At 64.8% G+C, this 16,125-nt stretch carries 16 protein-coding genes; 9 read left to right on the top strand and 7 right to left on the bottom strand.

The genetic code is table 11. The features are described from left to right. Positions 1-37: 37 nt before the first annotated feature. Complete coding sequence (gene sigC, locus AC5Y2L_RS23345; protein WP_499931501.1) at positions 38-592, top strand: RNA polymerase sigma factor SigC; 555 nt, start codon at positions 38-40, stop codon at positions 590-592. On the opposite strand, the gene AC5Y2L_RS23350 is transcribed toward sigC, so the two are convergent. The 4 genes from AC5Y2L_RS23350 to dprE2 all read right to left on the bottom strand — a co-directional run bounded on the left by AC5Y2L_RS23350 (position 589) and on the right by dprE2 (position 4,102). Then, positions 589-1,314, bottom strand: a complete 726-nt coding sequence (locus AC5Y2L_RS23350; protein WP_499931504.1) for a cobalt-precorrin-6A reductase — start codon at positions 1,312-1,314, stop codon at positions 589-591. The genes sigC and AC5Y2L_RS23350 overlap by 4 nt on opposite strands. Then, the gene (gene cobM / locus AC5Y2L_RS23355) at positions 1,314-2,069 is read right to left on the bottom strand and encodes a precorrin-4 C(11)-methyltransferase (protein WP_499932342.1); all 756 of its coding nucleotides are present in this window, start codon (positions 2,067-2,069) and stop codon (positions 1,314-1,316) included. Before cobM ends, AC5Y2L_RS23350 begins: the two co-directional genes overlap by 1 nt. Next, a complete protein-coding gene (gene cbiE, locus AC5Y2L_RS23360; protein ID WP_499931506.1) occupies positions 2,066-3,238 on the bottom strand; it encodes a precorrin-6y C5,15-methyltransferase (decarboxylating) subunit CbiE in 1,173 nt (390 codons plus the stop codon). The genes cobM and cbiE overlap by 4 nt, the downstream gene beginning before the upstream one ends. Positions 3,239-3,352: 114 nt before the next feature. Beyond that, entirely contained in the window at positions 3,353-4,102 is a 750-nt protein-coding gene (gene dprE2 / locus AC5Y2L_RS23365; protein WP_499932343.1) for a decaprenylphospho-beta-D-erythro-pentofuranosid-2-ulose 2-reductase, read from the bottom strand. Between the two features lie 35 nt (positions 4,103-4,137). Here dprE2 and AC5Y2L_RS23370 point away from each other — a divergent pair, with 35 nt between their 5' ends. The 7 genes from AC5Y2L_RS23370 (at position 4,138) to AC5Y2L_RS23400 (ending at position 10,973) form a co-directional block, all read left to right on the top strand. Beyond that, a complete protein-coding gene (locus AC5Y2L_RS23370) occupies positions 4,138-4,560 on the top strand; it encodes a F420-dependent biliverdin reductase (RefSeq protein WP_499931508.1) in 423 nt (140 codons plus the stop codon). Positions 4,561-4,712: 152 nt separating this feature from the next. Beyond that, a complete protein-coding gene (locus AC5Y2L_RS23375) occupies positions 4,713-5,030 on the top strand; it encodes a DUF2563 family protein (RefSeq protein WP_499931511.1) in 318 nt (105 codons plus the stop codon). An 11-nt stretch (positions 5,031-5,041) separates the two neighbouring features. Next, a complete protein-coding gene (locus tag AC5Y2L_RS23380; protein ID WP_499931513.1) occupies positions 5,042-6,532 on the top strand; it encodes a putative alpha/beta hydrolase in 1,491 nt (496 codons plus the stop codon). Positions 6,533-6,634: 102 nt separating this feature from the next. Next, positions 6,635-7,591 (top strand): hypothetical protein, encoded by a 957-nt coding sequence (locus tag AC5Y2L_RS23385; protein WP_499931515.1) that lies wholly within the window; start codon positions 6,635-6,637, stop codon positions 7,589-7,591. A 230-nt stretch (positions 7,592-7,821) separates the two neighbouring features. Continuing rightward, a complete protein-coding gene (locus AC5Y2L_RS23390; RefSeq protein WP_499931519.1) occupies positions 7,822-8,271 on the top strand; it encodes a hypothetical protein in 450 nt (149 codons plus the stop codon). A 1,472-nt stretch (positions 8,272-9,743) separates the two neighbouring features. Further along, positions 9,744-10,442 (top strand): DUF5631 domain-containing protein, encoded by a 699-nt coding sequence (locus AC5Y2L_RS23395; protein ID WP_499931522.1) that lies wholly within the window; start codon positions 9,744-9,746, stop codon positions 10,440-10,442. Between the two features lie 9 nt (positions 10,443-10,451). Continuing rightward, the gene (locus AC5Y2L_RS23400) at positions 10,452-10,973 is read left to right on the top strand and encodes a 2'-5' RNA ligase family protein (RefSeq protein ID WP_499931524.1); all 522 of its coding nucleotides are present in this window, start codon (positions 10,452-10,454) and stop codon (positions 10,971-10,973) included. A 20-nt stretch (positions 10,974-10,993) separates the two neighbouring features. Here AC5Y2L_RS23400 and AC5Y2L_RS23405 read toward each other — a convergent pair whose 3' ends face one another. Both AC5Y2L_RS23405 and AC5Y2L_RS23410 read right to left on the bottom strand, forming a co-directional pair. Next, positions 10,994-13,240, bottom strand: coding sequence for a prolyl oligopeptidase family serine peptidase (locus tag AC5Y2L_RS23405; RefSeq protein WP_499931526.1), 2,247 nt, complete (start codon positions 13,238-13,240; stop codon positions 10,994-10,996). 9 nt (positions 13,241-13,249) lie between these two features. After that, entirely contained in the window at positions 13,250-14,380 is a 1,131-nt protein-coding gene (locus AC5Y2L_RS23410) for a M24 family metallopeptidase (RefSeq protein ID WP_499931529.1), read from the bottom strand. A gap of 19 nt (positions 14,381-14,399) precedes the next feature. On the opposite strand from AC5Y2L_RS23410, the gene AC5Y2L_RS23415 reads away from it, so the two are divergent. Further along, complete coding sequence (locus AC5Y2L_RS23415) at positions 14,400-15,356, top strand: 5'-3' exonuclease (RefSeq protein WP_499931531.1); 957 nt, start codon at positions 14,400-14,402, stop codon at positions 15,354-15,356. Positions 15,357-15,365: 9 nt separating this feature from the next. Here AC5Y2L_RS23415 and AC5Y2L_RS23420 read toward each other — a convergent pair whose 3' ends face one another. Then, positions 15,366-16,106: a DUF4333 domain-containing protein gene (locus AC5Y2L_RS23420; protein WP_499931533.1), complete on the bottom strand. Its 741-nt coding sequence runs from the start codon at positions 16,104-16,106 to the stop codon at positions 15,366-15,368. Positions 16,107-16,125 lie beyond the last annotated feature (19 nt).

Here is a 16,125-nt window from a genome sequence, read left to right on the forward strand (position 1 = left end):
TAGACTCACCGAGCCCGCCCGTTTAAGGTGGATGGTCATGAGCGCGCGGAGCGACGACGAGGCCGTCACCGCACTCGCTCTGGCAGCTGCCCGCGGCAACGAGCGGGCACTCGAGTCGTTCATCAAAGCCACGCAGCAAGACGTGTGGCGGTTCGTCACCTACCTGTCGGATGTAGGCAACGCCGACGATCTGACTCAAGAGACCTTCCTGCGCGCAATCGGCGCCATCCGGCGGTTCTCCGGACGCTCGAGCGCGCGAACCTGGCTGCTGGCCATCGCCCGGCGGGTGGTGGCCGACCACATCCGTCAGGCCCAGTCGCGTCCTCGCACCGCGCACGGCACCGACCCCGAACGCGTGCTCGACAGCCCTCGGCACACCCGAGGATTCGAAGACCTCGTCGAGGTGACGACCATGATCGGTGGACTCATCACCGAACAGCGGGAGGCGCTGTTGCTCACCCAGCTACTCGGCCTTTCCTACGCGGATGCCGCCGCCGTGTGCGGCTGCCCGGTGGGGACCATCCGGTCGCGCGTCGCGCGCGCCCGCGACGCGCTATTGGCCGACAGCGATCGCGACGACTTGACCGGTTAGCCCTGACGCGCGAGCCATTCGGCGGCTGCTGCGACGGTTCCCACCACGGTTACCCCGGCGGGCAACGGCGGGCGCGCCACCATCACCACCGGGATCTGCAGTGCCGCAGCGGCATCCAGCTTGGCCCGGGTCATGTCACCCCCGCTGTTCTTGGTGACCAGCGCGTCGATGCGGTGCTGGGTAAGGAGCTGCAGTTCGTCGTTGTAGTGATACGGCCCGCGGGATAGCAACAGCTGATGGTGTCGCGGCAGTGACGCACGGTCCGGCGCGGTGACCGCTCGGATCAAAAACCATGCGTCGCTGTCGGCGAACGCTCTGACCGCGGAGCGGCCCGTGGTGAGAAATACCCGCGAAAATTGTTGCTTGGCAACGGTTTCGGCGGCTTCAGCATCGGATGCGACGACGGCGGCGGCACCGGGGTCCCAGGCCGGGCGGGCCAAGATCAGATGAGGCATCTGCAAGTCGCGGCAGGCCTGCGCGGCATGGGCGGTCATGGTTGCGGCGAACGGGTGGGTCGCGTCGACCACCGCATCGATGCTGTTGTCGCGCAACCAGTTCCGTAGCCCCTCCGTGCCGCCGAAGCCGCCGACGCGCACCTGGCCGACGGGCAGGGCCGGATCCGGTATGCGGCCGGCCAGCGAGCTGATGATGTCGACGCGCGGGTGCAAGCGCTTCGCCAATTCCCGCGCCTCGGCGGTACCACCGAGCAGCAGTACCCGCATCAATGCGACCCCCGCCTGCGTCGCGCCGCGGAATACAGGTAGCTGTCGGTGAATCCCTGCGCGGCCAGCACCTCCCCGACGACGATGACGGCTGTTTTGGTGATGTCCGCGTCATGCAGCTGCCCGGCGATGTCGGCCAGGGTTCCGCGCAGCACCGTCTGCTGTGGCCAGCTGGCGAAAGCTACGACGGCTGTGGGCGTTTCGGGTCGGTATCCCCCCGCCAGCAGATCCGGGACGATAGTGTCGATCTGGGCGGCGGCCAGATGCAGGATCAACGTGGCGCCGGATCGCGCGAGGGTGGCCAAGTCTTCACCGGGTGGCATGGGTGTGGACAACGTGGAGACTCTGGTCAGAGTCACCGTTTGCGCGATCCCCGGGACCGTGAGCTCGCGTCCTAACGCGGCGGCGGCCGCGGCGAAAGCCGGTACGCCCGGCACTATTTCGTAGTCGATGCCCAGGGTGTCGAGTCGGCGGCATTGCTCGGCTAGCGCACTGTACAGCGACGGATCCCCGGAGTGCAGCCGCGCGACGTCGTGACCGGCGGCGTCGGCGTCGGCCAGTTCGGCAATGATCTGGTCCAGTGTCAGCGGTCCGGTGTCTACCACCTTGGCATCGGAAGGACACTGCGCCAGTAGGTCTTTGGGCATGATCGACCCCGCGTACAGGCAGACCTGACATCTCTGCAGGAGCCGTTGCCCGCGAACGGTGATCAGGTCGGCGGCCCCCGGGCCCGCGCCGATGAAGTACACCGTCACCGCTTGGCCACCAGCCACTGGGTGATCGGAAGCTGTGGACGCCAGCCGGTGAAGCCACCCAGCGGCTCGCCTTGATAGTGCTGGAACCGTCGCAGTTCGCCGCCGTGCTTTGAATATGCTTGTAGCAGAATCGCTTCCGATTCCGCAGTGACGGCATTGGCAACCAGCCGTCCGCCAATGCCCAGCTGGTCGAGGCAGGCGTCCAGCAGCCCGGGCTGAGTGGGGCCGCCGCCGAGGAAGATTGCCGACGGTCGTTCGGCACCGTCGAATGCTTGCGGCGCCTCGCCGCGGACATCGATGCTGACCCCGAAATGCGCGGCGTTGAACCCGATGTTGAGCGCTCGTCGCTCGTCGCGTTCGAACGCCACCGCGGTGCAGCTGAGCCAACTTCGGCACCACTCGACCGCGATACTGCCGGATCCGGCACCGACGTCCCACAACCGCTCTCCGGGCCGCGGGGCAAGCGCCGCGATAGTCATTGCCCGGATGCTGTGTTTGGTGATCTGCCCGTCGTGGACGAAGGCGTCGTCGGGCACGGAGGAGACGCGCTCGTCGGGTAGGTAGCGGACGGCGACCACGTTGAGGTCGTCGAGATCGTCATGCGCGTGGGCGTCCCAGTCTCGGGCGCGGCCGTCGCGGCGGCGTTCGGTAGGACCGCCGAGTCGTTCCAAAACGCTGATCTCCGAATCACCGCGGCCGTGGGCGCTGAGCAGCATCGCCAGTTCCTTCGGCGTGGTCCGGTCACGGGACAGCACAATCGCCTGTCCGCCGCGGCGAACCGCGGTTTCCGGCGGGGCGGTGACCAGGCTGATCACCTCGGTGTCGTGGACGTTCCAGCCTATTCGGGCGCATGCCAGCGTCACCGAAGAAACGTGCGGCAGAACCTTCACCTTGTCGGCGCCGAACAGGCGGATCAGGGTTCCACCGATGCCGTGCAGCAACGGATCCCCGCTGGCCACAACATGGATGTCGGCACCGTCGGCCTTGAGTGCCTGCAGCGCCGGAAGCATTGGTGACGGCCACTCGCGGCGCGGGCAGGTTATGGTGTCGTCAAGCAGGTCGAGTTGTCTCTTCGAACCGTAAATGACTGTGGCTCTTCGCAGTTCGGACCTTGAGGAGGCTGATAGTCCCGACATGCCGTCGGCGCCGATGCCGACCACGATGATCATTTGCGCCGCTCCTCCTCATCGCGTTGTCCCCCTCGCCGCTGCGCGGCTGGGGGCGCCCCCACTGCATCGTCGCCGGCGCGGATCATTTGCGCCGCTCCTCCTCATCGCTTCGGATCATCGGGGCATCCTGCGCCAAATGAACTGCGGCAGCAGACGCAGCGCGAAGAAAATCGGCCGCAATGCCCACGGGATCCACACCGTGCGCCGTCCCTTGGCCAGCGCTCGCGCGGTCGCTTTCGCGACCTGCTCGGGCGTGCTGGATAACGGCGCCGGCGTCATCCCCTTCGTCATCCGCCCGATGACGAACCCGGGTCGGGCGAGCAGTAACCGCACCCCGGTGCCGTGCAGGGCATCGGCCAGTCCGCTGGCGAAGCCGTCCAGACCGGCTTTGGCCGATCCGTACACATAGTTCGCGCGACGCACCCGCACACCGGCCACCGAAGAAAACACCACGAGCGATCCGCGGCCGGCGGTGCGCATTTCGGCGGCCAGGTGGGTGAGCAGGCTGACTTGAGCGACGTAGTCGGTGTGGACGATGGCCACGGCGTGGGCGGCGTCGGTCTCGGCGCGGGCCTGGTCGCCGAGGATCCCGAAGGCGAGTACCGCGGTGCCGATCGGGCCGTGTTCCGCGATGATCGAGGACACCAACGGGCCGTGTGAAGCCAGGTCGTCGGCGTCGAACTCCGCCGTGCGCACGCTGGCCGCCCCGGCTTCGCGCAGTGCTGCGGATTGCTCGCCGAGCTGGTCGGCCTTGCGCGCCGCCAGCACCACGGTGGCGCCCGGGGCCAGCCGCCGAGCGAGCTCCATACCGATCTCGCTACGGCCGCCGAAAATTACCACCGGACCAGCCCCCGTGTCGTCCACGGCTGCGATTATCACCTGCGCTAGCGTGGGGAGCGATGGCGAATACCACTACCCGGCTCACCGACGATGCGCTGGCGTTTCTCTCCGAGCGCCATCTGGCGATGTTGACGACGCTGCGGGCCGATGGTTCGCCGCATGTGGTGGCGGTGGGTTTCACGTTCGACCCCAAGACTCATATTGCGCGGGTCATCACCACCGGCGGGTCTCAGAAGGCGATCAACGCGGAGCGCGGCGGGGTGGCGGTGCTCAGTCAGGTCGACGGCGCCCGATGGCTGTCACTGGAGGGTCGCGCCAAGGTGAACGGCGAAGTCGACGCCGTCCGCGACGCCGAGCTGCGCTACGCCCAGCGCTATCGCACGCCGAGAGCCAACCCGCGACGGGTGGTCATCGAAGTCCACGTCGAGCGGGTGCTGGGTTCGTCGGATCTGCTTGACCGTGGGCGCGTCGAATCCAGCTGACGGGGTTCGGCCAGCCATACCGCTATTCACAAGCACGACCGCACTGAATTGACCGGCGTGCCTGCCATCTCTAGCCTTCCCGACAAGCTCACGGCGCCGATTCTTTTGTCGCCGTGGCGATATTGATTGTGGATGGCTGCGGAAGGACAGTAATGTTCGTCGAAACCGGATGGCTGCACTCGGGAGCCAACCAGTCCTACCGTGCGGGCGGGCACGCGCGCGACGGCGCTGATCGGCTCTCGCGAGGTCCCTTGTCTTCGGGTATGTTTGGCGATTTCGGCGCCGCTGAAGTCTTTTACGAAGCGGTGAAGTCGACGCATGCCGGGCACGTCGGAAAGTTCGAAGGCCATCACCAGGCACTGACAGCGCTCGGCGACAAGGCTCACCGCGCAGCTGCGAATTTCACTGCAATGGATGTAACCAACGCCACGAAACTGCGTACGGTGCAATGGAATTCTTTCGGCACATAAGCGTCCGGCACTTGATAGCCGAAGCCCACGGTGATCCTTGGGCGATCCACGGTAGCCTCCGAAGTGGCCGTCCGTCTCAGATTAACGATCTAGCGCAAGCGTTTCACGGGGCGGCGCAATCGAGCGCCGAGGCCAATGCCGCTTTCAATGAAGCGCTCAGCCGCTTTAGGGCTTCGTGGAATGGCGAAAACGCCGATCACCCGATCAACGACTCCGCGGAGGTACAGCGCGCAATCAACTCGCTACATGTGCAGGCTCGGCAACTACCTGGCATAGCAGTCGATTTGGAGAATATCGCCGCTGCCTTGGCCGAGGCCCAGCGATCCGCGGATACGCAGACCTCGACCTTGGGGGCGCGACTGCGTGCGATAGACAACCTGATCGGAAAGGCGCTGGATCGACAGAAAGGCTTCGGCCCCAGCACGAATGAGTGGGTGCGGCTGGACAGGATCATCTCCGCCTTCGAACAGCAGGCCATCGATGACACCAAGGAAGCGCTTCAACAGCTCGAGTCGATCCGCACGCGATACTCGGACAACTTACAGACTTCGCTGACCGCCCTGCGCACGGATGGATACGAGCCGGAGGCTATCCAGGCGTTCGACGGTCCGGACACGCCATCGAAGGCTGAACCCGAAACACACCGTCGACAGAATCAAATCGATGCCTTCACAAAGGTTTTCAACCGTCCGCCAAGCTCGCCGGCCGACTGGGAAACTGCCGCGGCCCTTGATCGACACAGCTACGACCCGAAAAACGGCGGTGTACCGCCGAATATCGTGATCGATCGCATCAACCCGGTACCTGGCCAGGGCGTCGTCCGCACCAACCTCTTTATCCCCGGGGAGTCGGTGATCAATCCGCAATTCGACTGGCCGCCAGGCCACGACAACCTCGGTGACAACCGGTCCTTCTCGCCTACGGCCGGACCCGAATCGTCAAGAGTCGCAATAACTATCGACTACGAAAACGGCATCATCGTGACGCGGCAGAACCCATCGATCGATTCGAAAACCGGTCAGATTCGCGCGGGCACTCCGTCCGTGACGGCCGTCCAGAAACAGGATGGCTCTGTTTTAGTCAATTACAGTGCCGCCGACCCATTCTCACCTGGTGGCGAAGCTCTGGCAAAGGCCACCACCATCGATGTGAATGGCACCATCGCGATCGAGCCGACCGAATCAGGGCCCAGCGCGGGTGGCATCGTGACGAATTTCCCAGCTGTCGAGATTTACAGTGACCGGCAAGGAGAGACGACACCGCTTGTTCAGGCCTGGCCTCGCTATGAGGACGGGCGACTTGGACCATTGCTGGGTCTGGAATGGCATAAAGAGATCGGTGACCAAGCGGTTGTATCGCGATTCGGGGACCAGTGGCCTGCTTTGAAGCTCCCTGTCACTCCTCCTCCCGTTACCGTTCCGGGGCTTCCGCCGGTTCCCCGGCTTCCCAGCCTTCCGGGGCTTCCCTCCCTTCCAATTCCCCTTCGCATTCCCCTTCCCTGACGCTCGCGATGCTGCCGGGGCAAAGGATGAATAACCTGTTGTGTTGATTCGCGCTAGCATCAGCCGGTGCTCTTCGCGGGCACCAGAGCTGGAAAGGACGCAATGAGCGGAGGTGACGAAGAGCGGCTCAGAATTGTGCTGGACCAGCTCGCACGACTCACCGGGATGCCGCCGCCACCTGTGATCACCCCCGATCAGCTGGCCACGGGACAGTCGGCCATCAGCCAGCTGCTGAGGGTGCTCGGTTTGGCCGCGAACGGCGGTGATCCCGGCGACAACCTCGCGGCCGTGGCAGGACATGACGAACGCGAGGCGAAGGCTGCCGACGCGTTGGCCAAATTCCCCGCCAACGAAGAGCAGTCGTCCGCGCGGTTGGCCGGAGTCGGCGGTCAAAGTGAGATGACGCCTGTGCTGCAGCAGGTGCCGCAGATGGCGGCTGGTATCGCCGGTGGTATCGCGGGCGCCCTTGGGGCGGCGCTGCAGCCGGCGAGTCAGATACCGCAACAGTTGGCGCAGGCCGGACAGCAGGCGCTGCAAATGGGCATGGGCGCGCTGCAGCATGGCGCCGGAGCAGCCACGACCGCGGGTGAGACCATTCCCGCTGAGCTTGAGGGCGGCGGCGGTGGGGAAGAGTTCGGTGGGGGCGGTAGCGCCGGCGGCGGCGGTGGCGCGGGTGGCGGTATTGGCCCCACGGTGCCGACCGCAATGCTGACCCCGCTACCCGGATCGTCTGCCGGCACCCTGCCCGCTTCGTCGCATGCGACCTCACCGGCGCCCCCTAGTCCGCCGGAGGCTCAGACCGCGCCACGGGGCGGAATGGGTCCGATGCCGATCATGCCGCCGGGTATGGCTGGTCCGGGGCCCGGTAATGAGTCGAAGCCTGACACCAAGCGCGTCCTAGTTCCGTCGGTGAAGAACGGGGCGCCGGTGCAGGGACGGATCACCACACCTCCGCCGACGCCTGAGGTGATCAAGCGCGTGGATGGCAAGCCTGTCGCGACGCGGCGGATTTTGCTGCCGGAGCACAGACGGGAGGATGACGCTGACTCGGGGCGGTAGTGGACTTAGCTGAAATTGCCTAGCAAAGCTCCACTGGATGAGCGGGCATGTAAAGCAGGCCGCCGCAATGGCAGCCTGGCAAAGGGTGACTAGCGAGTCTGCAGTTCCCCGCTACGATCCACGACGTGTCGAATCTTCCGCCAGTGCCGTCCGTGCCACCACCTTGGCCCAGTGGAGTGCCCACCCAGGTGGGACGATCGCTGCGTTGGCTAGCCTTCTCCTCGCTAACGGTGGCTTTCATCGCTATCGGTATCGCGATTGCCGCGTTGGTTCGTCCCGTGCCCGTCAAGGACACGCCTCGCACCGCCCCTATCGCGACATACACAGATCAACAAATCGCCGAAGCGAAGACGAATGTGTGTGCAGCGTACGGGAAAGTGCATCAAGCACTGCTTCTAAGTTCAGCGCGCAATGGCGGCAGTGACCCTACCGCTGTACTTGCCGTCGCCACGAGTGGGCGGCAAGTTCTTGATACTGGAAGCCGATATCTTTTGACCAAGTTGTCAGAAGAACCCGCGACCCCCTCTGAACTCGCAACAGCCATTCGAAATCTAGCCCATCAATACCAAGAACTCGCAATCTATTATTTGGAAGGGCTCAGTAATTCGGACGCCGAGTTACAGCCTTCGCTGCGCGCGTCCGACGATGCAACTTCAACAATCGAACGGCTATGCAAGTGACCAGCATGCCTCGGGGGAAGTGGGCACCACTCCTTGTAGGACACGTTTGGCCTGACGACGAGACGCTTTCCGTAATCATCAGGGGCAGATCGCACCGCGAAAGCCTCGAAAACCAATATTGCAGTTTTGCCTCAGCCTTGGAGAACGCTCGGTTAGGCCCTCTATCACAGCAGGAAGGCATGACTGCAGACAACCTTCGTAGTGCATTTACACGTGGCGAGGAGCAGGCGCGGCAAGTAGCCAATAAGAATCGCGTTAAGAAATATTCCTATATCACTGCTTACGATAGCGCCGTGAATCTTCAAAGCCAACTTTCCGAGTTGGCGGCAAAAGGTAACGCAGAGATTGAAGATGTTGAAAGCTCAAAAGAGCCAGCCGAAATAAAGATCGGGAAGATTGTCGCGAAAGTTGCAGATTACCAGCGACACGCCAACGTGGCTGCAGCAAGCTGCGCTGGCATAATCATGGAAGCGGTGCAGCGTGTTCTCGACGAGGAGGGCGCCGGTCAGTCTGCACGCCAGTTAGTGCAAGGTCAAGGATTCGACTTGCGCCATTGGGTGCATCAGCCAGACCACGTTTCGATCGAGCGCGACGTACGAACAGCGCTGGGCAAACCCAATTCAACCGCAAGCCTAACGGGAAACCTCGGAATATCAGGCGACGGCCAACCGTCGGACCCGCCGCTGCGTGAAAATGAAACGGCCGATCGTACAAGGAACCTCGCGCCGTCGGCAGGTCCCAACCCGGTACTAGCGGTCCCTCCGCTATCGACACCCGGTCACACGGCAGGCCTTACTAACAATCTGGGCAACACGGTTAGGCCTAACGTTGCGCCAGTCGCGTCTGTGCTCTCCTCACCGAACACTGCTCCAGGGGCACCACCAATGTCAGCGCCGCGGCTGCCCGCGTCTGGCCCATCGCCAGCTTCTGCGGCGTCGCCTATAGCTGCTGCACCCCTTGCGCCGCCCTCCCCGCCGGAAGGTCTTACCCCAACACACCTAATGCAAAGCTTCGACAAGGGAATGCAGGCGGGCGCTCCGTTCTCGGCAGCACCGGAAGCCATGCCGCCAGCACCGATGTCGCACACAGTTGCGCCGGTCCAGCAACCCCCACCGACAGCGCCACCCGTGCCTACGCCTCCCGTCGCGCATGCCCAGGCATTCGATGCACCACCACCCGTCGCACATCCCCCTGCCGCAGAACCGCCGGTGCCGCCGATCGTTGCGGGACCGGCTACTACACCCGCCATGGCCACACCACCGGCACCGACGGGCTCACTGCCCGCGTATGCATCTGACCTGCGGCCCGCGATGCAGCCGGTGGCGACACCGCCTACGCCACCCACCCCGACGGCACCCTCGGCGACACCCGGCTCAGCGCCCGTGCACCCGTCAGCAGGGCAAAGTAGCGCAGGTGCGCCTTCGGTCGTTCGTCATTCGGCACCACCGAAAACGCCGTCCACCGCACCGGCTTTGGCAACCGAGGCCGCCGTCGCAACCGCCAGCGGCGCAGCCGCCGGTGCTGCGTCTGCCGATGCCACCGCTCGCGCGCGCCTGCAGCGGCTGGTGTCGTTCGTAGCTCGCCAACAACCGCGGTTGGCCTGGGCAGCCGGAGACCGCGCGGACGACACGACCGTGCTGGCCACCGATCTGGCCAGCGGCTGGATCCCACCGGGTATCGACCTGCCGACGGCCGTGACGCTACTTACCCCGGCACGCCGCCGCGGCAACCTGGAAGCAATCCTCGGAGAAGTCACCGTCACGGCTGGCTACACCCCGATTCACCATGTGCCCGACGATGACGAGCCCGTGCCCACGTCACCCCGACCCCGTCGCGCGCCCGATGTCGAGGAACTCGGCCCAGAGCTCAGCCTCGCGACCCAGTGGCGCGACGGACTACCCCGGCTGGCCCACACGCTGGCCAAAGCAGCGTCCACTGGCAGCGGGGTGCTGGACTCCGAAGTCGAGCTGCTTCATCAGCACATCGACGCGATCAGCGTTCGCGTCCTCGAGTCCTATCCCGACCACGTCGATGCCCACGACGTCGGCAACTGGCAATTACTAGCCGCGATCGACGCCCTGATCACCGGCGACAAAGCCGGCGCTAATTATCACCTCGCTTGGTTCAAGACTGGTAAGACAGCCGGCCTCCAACCCAGCAAATCGCGCTGAAGCTAATTCATGAGCAACCTGGTATTAGCCTATCCAACTCTGGCTCAGGAAGATTTTGACTGGATACAAGCCATACGACGTGCTCATGACCGGCTATTTGAAGCAGTCGAGCCTCATTTTACAATTGTATTCCCCACGGAAAAGCTCTCCGCAGCAGACCTCGTCGACTACGCCGAGTCCAAAGTATGCGGACAGCCGAAAATTATCTTTGTATTGATGAAAGCGCTTGTCATCGAAGATAACTCGCAGAATCTCTTCCACGCCTTCCTTGTGCCGTCCATCGGAAGCCCCGAAATCACTGCTCTTCATGACCTAATGTATACGGGCGCGCTGGCGAGCGAGCTTCGCATAGATCTCCCATTCATCCCGCATATAACTATCGCGTCGGATAAACGCCGTGATATCATTCAGCAGCTCGTGGAAGAAATCGATGATCGAGCTATTCAGATTAAGGGAGTTATTGAATCCCTGACCGTATCTAGCTACGACGGAATTCGGGTGAAAGATATTAAGCGGGTACCATTAGAATGATTTCTCGCTATCTCAACCCCTTACTTCGCCAGCGCCAGCGTGATTTGATGACGACCCGGCGGGACGGCAACCGACGGACCGCTGGGTTGGCCGTCGAGCCGCACGTCAACGCCGTCGGGTAGCGCCTGCAGCATTATCTGCGCGCTGACGTCGGTGGCCACGGCAATCGTCGACGACGGCAACGAGGCGAGCCCGGCACGCTTGACGTCGACAGCGAGGCTACCCACCCCGGTAAGCCGCAACGTCACATAAGGCAAAGCTGGCACCGGCAGCCCCACCTGCCAGAAAAGCTCGCTGTACAGGCCGGGAGTCGGTTCGAAGTGCGGCACCACGCCCCGGCGATGCCGAATGGTGTGCGTCGGATCCGGTCGGGCATACGAGCGTGCATCCACCTCGGCGATCGCCCCGCGCCGCGCCGTCACTGCGGGGTCAGCGGTCAGTTCTGAGAGCCACCACACCTGATGTGGCCCGATGCCCAGGTCGGCCCGTACCAGTTGCGGATACCACGCAAACGTGATGTGTCCTGGATCCGCTTGGCGCAGACCGGTTCCCATGTGCTGGATCGGGTCTTCGAACTTGTCCTGAAGCACCCAGGCAATGTGATCCTCCAGCGGATACACGGTGAACCGGTGACGGTAGCCCAGCCGGTCGAGTTCGAGCACCTGCTCGGCCACCGACGCGAACGGCACCAGCTCGTCGACCAGCCCATGGGCAATCACATAGGGCAGCCAGCGGGCATTGACCAGCAGCTTCCAGGTATCGCCTTCCCGCGCGCAGTGTGAGTCCAGGTCGAGGTCGGCGGGAATGTCGACGTGCGGAACCAATCGAACCCCGCACACGGGCGGGCCGGCCAGCACGACGGCCTGTGCGAACACCTCCGGATAGCTGAGTCCGAACTTGTAAGCCGCGTAGCCGCCCATCGAATAGCCCGAGACCACGGTGCGGTTTGGGTCAGTGCCCAGCTGCTCGGCCACCCGGGCCCAGACTTCCCAGACGTCGAGCTCTCCGGTGTCGAAGTACCAGGTCGACGGGCCCCGCGCGAGTGGCGTGATCACCACCGAGTCGCGACCTTCGCAGACTTCGTGCAGCAGGTTCGGGTCGATCGCGGCGAACTGGTTTTGCCCGAGCGCAAGTGAGTGCAGCAGCAGTGTCAACGGCGACACGCGACCCGGCGCGTAGCTCGACGGCAGACACACCGAATACGGCTGCACCCGTCCGAGGAACTGCGGCTTGGTGCTCAAGATGTCATCAGCGGTGACGCCTTGCCCGAGCTCGATCGAGGACACGTACCACCGAGTCGACGGACCGGTGATCACCGGCTCGGGAGTGGTTTCGCGCCCCGCCAACCGATCCCACTCCACGGCAACCGAGAACTTCGATATGTCGCCGCTGGTCAGAGCGGCAGCCTGGGCGGCATCAGACCAGAAATTCAAATACGGCGGTTCCTGCGCGCTGGTGCGGAACGCGACGTTGTAGACGTTGGGCTGCCCGTGCAGCGCACCATGCAAGGCGGGCACATCGGCGAACCCGTCCCCGGCGCCGTTGGCGAGCCCCGCTGCCAGCCGCACCGTCCAGCTGCCCGTCGGCTCCAGCACCGATCTGGGCACCTGCGCCAAGAATGACCGCGACTGCATATCCACGCGGTGTTCCACCACCGTCACCACCTGCGTGGTCAAATCCATCAGCCGAGCACCGCTACCCGAAATCAACAGCGCCAGGTCGATGCCCGCCGAACGCACACCGGCGCCGAACGGCCACTCGCCGGACTTGGCCGCCGCGCGCCCGGTATCGAAGGTGAACAATGCGATCGGCACCGAGGCATCCAGCAGGGTGTTCCAGTCGATCCGCCACCATGTGTGTTCGTCGGTGAGTCCGATGGCGACGCGGAAGATGTCGGCGCCGTTGCGGGCCGCGGGCCCGTCGGGATAGATGTAGGTGCCTCGTGGCGGAGCCTGAATCTTCAGGTCCCCGATCGGAAGTCCCGTGGCGCCGTGGTCGTCGTACAAGAAGTCGGTCCAGAACAGAGCGCCGCCGGCCATGCGTCCGGCGCCGCAGGTCCGCGGAAAGTCCTCGCCGAACGGCCATCCGGCCGGCGCGGGCAGGGTGGGTTCGGGCCGGCGCGCAGCCGGTGGCACGCCCTCAGGCATCCCGTCGACGACGACGAGCTCGGCCGGTGGTGCCGGCGGACGCTCCGCGGGATGCACGACGGCGTCGGCAATCTGGTGTGCGATGCGGAATGGGAGCAGCGCTAGGTCCAGGATTGACACTCCGCCAACCTACTTGGCGGGTACGACAATTAGCTCGTGCGGTCGGTTGTTGACGGATAGCGCACCATCTCCGGTGACGATGACGATGTCCTCGATGCGGGCACCCCACCGGCCCGGAAAATAGATCCCGGGTTCGACGGAGAATGCCATGCCCTCGATCAACGGCAAATCGTTACCGGCGACGATGTAAGGCTCCTCGTGCACGGACAGCCCGATACCGTGCCCCGTGCGGTGCACGAAATACTCCGCCAGCCCGGCCTCGGCCAACACGTCACGGGCCGCGGCATCGACCACTTCGGCCGTCACGCCGGGACGTACCGCGGCCACCGCCGCCCGCTGGGCCCGTTGCAAAACCGAATATCGCTGCGCCACATCGCTATTGGGCTCACCCAGGCTGTAGGTTCGGGTCGAGTCCGAGTGGTATCCGGGGTCATACACGCCACCGATGTCGACGACGACGATGTCACCGACTTGCAACTCGCGGTCCGAATACCCGTGATGTGGATCCGCGCCATACGGGCCGGAGCCGACGATCACGAAAGCTACCTCCGAATGTCCTTCGGCGACAATCGCTTCGGCGATATCGGCGGCGACCTCGGCCTCGGTTCGACCCGGCCGAAGCAGCTCCGGCACCCGCGCGTGCACCCGGTCGATGGCCGCACCGGCCTCGCGCAGTGCGTCGATCTCGCCTGGCTCCTTGACCATCCGCAGCCCGCGCAGCACCTCGGTAGCCAACACCGGCGGCACACCCAGCAGCGCAGTCAGCGGCACCAGGTGCAGAGCCGGCATGGAGTCGCTGACAGCCGCGCGGGGGCCGCCGAGCGCCGCCGTGACCAGCTGGTACGGGTCTTCGCCGTCGACCCAATCCCGCACGGCCACACCCAGTTCCGCGATAGGCGACGCCTTGAGCGAAGCCAACTCCAGCCGCGGCACCACGATGGTCGGCTCTCCGGAGGCCGGCAACACCAGGGCGGTGAGTCGCTCAAACGTCTGCGCCCGCGAACCGACCAGATAACGCAGGTCGTAGCCCGGGGTGATCACCAGACCGCTGAGCCCGGCCTCGGCGGTCGCGGCGGCCGCAGCACTGAGCCGACGGGCATACACCTCGGGTTCGAAGGCGTCGAACCGGCAAGTCTCCATGGCTGACAAGATAGCGCCCATGCCTGCACCGCTATTGCTCCTGGACGGCGCCAGTATGTGGTTCCGCTCATACTTCGGGGTGCCGTCGTCGATCACCGCACCCGACGGCCGCCCGGTCAACGCCGTCCGCGGATTCATCGACTCGATGGCCGTCGTGATCCGCCAGCAAAAGCCGCGCCGGCTGGCGGTATGCCTCGACGTGGACTGGCGCCCCCAATTCCGGGTCGACCTGATTCCCTCCTACAAGGCGCACCGCGTCGCCGAAGAAGAGCCCGCCGGTCAGCCCGACATCGAAGAAGTGCCCGACGATCTGACACCCCAGGTCGACATGATCATGCAGTTGCTCGACGCGTTCGGGATCCCGATGGCGGGCGCACCGGGTTTCGAAGCCGACGACGTGCTGGGCACCTTGGCAGCGCAGGAACGGACCGACCCCGTCGTCGTGGTCAGCGGCGACCGCGACCTGCTGCAGGTGGTGGCCGACGATCCCGTCTCCGTCCGGGTGCTGTACCTGGGCCGCGGACTGACCAAAGCCACCCTCTTCGGGCCGGCCGAGGTGGCCGAGCAATATGGGGTACCGCTGGATCGGGCGGGGCCGGCCTACGCCGAGCTCGCATTGCTGCGCGGTGACCCGTCCGACGGCCTGCCGGGGGTGCCGGGTGTCGGCGAAAAGACGGCGGCCACGTTGCTCGCTCAGCACGGCTCGCTGGAAAATATCCTGGCCGCCGCACATGAGCCAAAGTCCAAGATGCCCAAGGGTTTACGGACCAAACTGCTGGCGGCGACCGACTACATCAAGGCCGCCGGCGGCGTGGTGCGGGTAGCCACCGACGCTCCGGTCACACTCTCGACGCCCACCGACGCGCTTCCCCTGGTCGCCGCCGATCCGGCACGCACTGCTGAGCTGGCCACTCAGCTGGGGGTGGGGTCGTCGATCAAGCGCCTGCAGCAAGCGCTCGACGGGCTGCCGGATTGACGACTCCTACTAACTGGGCCGGCCGACCTCGTACGTGCCTTTGTCGTCCTGGAAAGTCACGGTCACCTTTTTAGGCGCGCCGTCAATGCTGACGTTGCAGTCGAAGCTGCCGCCCTTTTTGACCTCGGGGTTCTTGCCGCCGTTGCACTTGACGTCTTTCACGTTCTTCGCGCCGTAGCCATTGGTCTCGTCGGTGAGGACCTGCTGCACGCCAGCCTGCGCCTTGGTGACGTCCAGCTCCTTGGTGACAAACCACTGGGGGCCCACCAGGAAACCGAGCACCAGAACGACCGCGACGACGAGCAGGCTAATTCCGCCCACGATGCCCAAGACCATTCCAGACGAACCCTTCTTGGGCTGTTCGAAAGGTTGCGGGTACTGGCCGGGCTGACCATATTGCCCCGGTTGGCCGTACTGGCCGGGTTGACCGTATTGACCGGGCTGACCGTACTGCGCCGGCTGGCCGTACTGGCCGGGCTGGCCATACTGTGCAGGCTGCCCGTACTGCGTGGGCGCACCGTATTGCGTGGCCTGCGAACCGGTGTCGCCGTAGCCGGGCGTGCCGGGCTGCTGATATTGCGGATACTCCGAGGGCGTGTACGCCGGGGCATGCCACGTCGCGTCCTGGGACTGCGACGGCTGTTGCCAGGGCGATCCTGCGACGGGTCCCATCTGGGTCGCCTGGTCGGGGGATACCTGGCCAGGCTGTTGCCACGGCTGGTACGGGTCTGACCCGTGCGGTCCACTCATCGTCTCTCCTCAGTCCGTC

The organism is Mycobacterium sp. NGS66 (assembly GCF_059812225.1).